Source organism: Lactobacillus nasalidis, assembly GCF_016587775.1.
GTDB lineage: Bacteria > Bacillota > Bacilli > Lactobacillales > Lactobacillaceae > Lactobacillus > Lactobacillus nasalidis.
The window spans coordinates 1-2,387 of record NZ_BOCG01000231.1 but is presented as its reverse complement, the minus strand read 5'-3'; the positions used below and the strand labels follow the sequence as shown (position 1 = coordinate 2,387).

The window sequence follows — 2,387 nt, the reverse complement described above, 5'->3', positions numbered from 1 at the left end:
TGGCTGTCGCTGGACAGGGTGGCCAGGCCGTTGAGCTTGGTGATTTCCCGCCACAGGCGGCGGCTGCTGCCCGTGTACTTGAGCCGGTAGCCGGCGGAAGTTTTGGAGACGGTGAAGAGCTTGGCGCTCTTTTGGCTGAGAGTCAGCGTGTCCATGTCCTTGACGACCTGCTGGAAGTGGGCGATGGTCGTGAACTGGCTGAGCTTGGCCTTGTACCAGGCCGCTTGCTTGCCCTTGTAGTATCTTACGTAGGCATAGCGCTGGCCGACCCACATTCTGACGTTTTGGTCGCCGCTTTGGGTCAGATTGGTCTTCATGACGAAAGGAGAGCGCTGGTAGCCAACCTGGCCATAGAAGTGGACCGGCTGGGAGTCAGCGTAATAATGTTCGTTAATCTTCAGCTGGAAATTGTTGATTTTGCTCTGCTGGGCCTTTTTCAGCAGGCTCTGGGGACTGGGATTCTGCTTGGCGCAGGCGGTCAGCGCGAGGCAGGCCAGAGCTAGAAAGAGGGGCAGCAGCTTTCGCTTTTTTCTGCTTGACGGCATAGTTAGATCACATCCTTACCCTTAATTTTAACAAATCACTGATTAATTGTTAGCGATTGCACTCAGAAAAAGTGCTTTTTTTGGTTCTGGGCCTTTGAAAAGCCAGCAAGAGGCCGTATAATAATTAGTGAAACTTTTAATTTGCTAAAGGAGATTTTTTAATGTCTAAATTAGTTTTAATCCGTCACGGTCAAAGTGAATGGAACCTTTCAAACCAATTTACTGGTTGGGTTGACGTTAACCTGTCAGACAAGGGTGTTGAAGAAGCCAAGAAGGCTGGTCGTCTGATCAAGGAAGCCGGCTTGGAATTTGACCAAGCTTACACTTCAGTTTTGACCCGTGCGATCAAGACTTTGCACTTTGCTTTGGAAGAAAGCGGCCAACTCTGGGTTCCAGAAACCAAGACCTGGAGACTGAACGAACGTCACTACGGCGCTCTGCAAGGCTTGAACAAGGCTGAAACTGCTGAAAAGTACGGTGACGAACAAGTTCACATCTGGCGTCGTTCATACGACGTTTTGCCACCAGTTTTGGCTGACGACTCAGAATTCAGCCAGGCAAACGACCGTCGTTACGCTAACCTGGACCCACACATCGTTCCTAAGGCAGAAAACTTGAAGGTTACTCTGGACAGAGTTATGCCATTCTGGGAAGACCACATTGCTCCAGACCTGTTGGCTGGCAAGAACGTGATCATCGCTGCCCACGGTAACTCCCTGCGTGCCTTGACCAAGTACATCGAAAACATCTCTGACGAAGACATCATGGATGTTGAAATGAAGACTGGTGAACCAGTCGTTTACACTTTCGACGACAAGTTGAACGTTGTAAACAAGGAAAAGTTGGACTAAGTCTGTTTTTCCGCGTTAGAAAGCGAAGCTTCGGCTTCGCTTTTTTTGTTGCTTCGAGGAGCATTGACAGATGACTAGCTAAGATGTTAGTTTAAATAGGAAAGTTTTGGAGGGGTCACTTAGCTAAAAATAAAACGTTGAGGCGGCTTTCCAGGGCAGATTCCGGCGGATTTTTTATGATTTCAATAAGAAAGCCGGGAGAAGGAAAGTTGCCGGAGCTTTTTTGCTATAATACAGACTAATGTACAATTTTAGAGTTTAGGTGTCGATTTATGGATAAAGAAGACAAGCGGGGATTTCCCGAAACGCGCCAGCATGCCAGAAAGCGCAAGCACAAGATGATCCGCAACTGGATCATCGGCATTTTGGCGGTTATCTGTGTCGCGGTCGCCGGGGTGGGACTGTACGCGACTCACCTGTACAAGACCGCTGAACAGGCGGCCAACAAGGCCTATGACCAGGAAAACGCGGTCAAGACCACCTATGGCGAATTCAACGGCAAGAAATCCTTCGCCGTGATGCTTTTGGGAACGGACACTGGCGCGATAAACCGGACTGAAAAGCGCGGTAATACCGACACGATCATCATCGTGGTGGTCAACCCGAAGAAGAAGAACTACACGATGATTTCAATTCCGCGTGACACCATGGCAGACATGGTCGGCGACGATTCAGACGACGTCCAGAAGATCAACGCGGCTTACTCGATCGGCGGGGCGAAGATGGCGATGAAGACCGTCTCCAGCCTGTTGAACATTCCGGTCAAGTACTATGCACTGGTCAACATGGGCGGGCTGATGAAGCTGGTCAACTATGTCGGCGGCATTTACGTGACCCCGCCGCTGACCTTTACCTACAGCGGCTTTCCTTTCAAGAAGGGGGTCCGCCAGCACTTAAACGGGCAGGCAGCTTTGGCTTACAGCCGGATGCGCTATGACGACCCGGAAGGCGACTACGGCCGCCAGAAGCGGCAAAGAGAAGTCATCACCAA

3 protein-coding genes are annotated in these 2,387 nt (G+C 50.4%); 2 read left to right on the top strand and 1 reads right to left on the bottom strand.

Going from position 1 to position 2,387, the window contains the following annotated elements; all coding sequences use genetic code 11:
• Window positions 1–545, bottom strand: a 545-nt coding sequence (locus lacNas_RS03840) for a hypothetical protein (RefSeq protein WP_201346612.1), incomplete at its 3' end; no start/stop codon positions are given.
• A 161-nt stretch (window positions 546–706) separates the two neighbouring features.
• Between lacNas_RS03840 and lacNas_RS03835 the strand changes: the two genes are divergently transcribed.
• Window positions 707–1,396: a 2,3-diphosphoglycerate-dependent phosphoglycerate mutase gene (locus lacNas_RS03835; protein ID WP_201331187.1), complete on the top strand. Its 690-nt coding sequence runs from the start codon at window positions 707–709 to the stop codon at window positions 1,394–1,396.
• A gap of 272 nt (window positions 1,397–1,668) precedes the next feature.
• On the top strand, window positions 1,669–2,387 hold a 719-nt coding region (locus tag lacNas_RS03830; RefSeq protein WP_201346611.1), incomplete at its 3' end, for an LCP family glycopolymer transferase.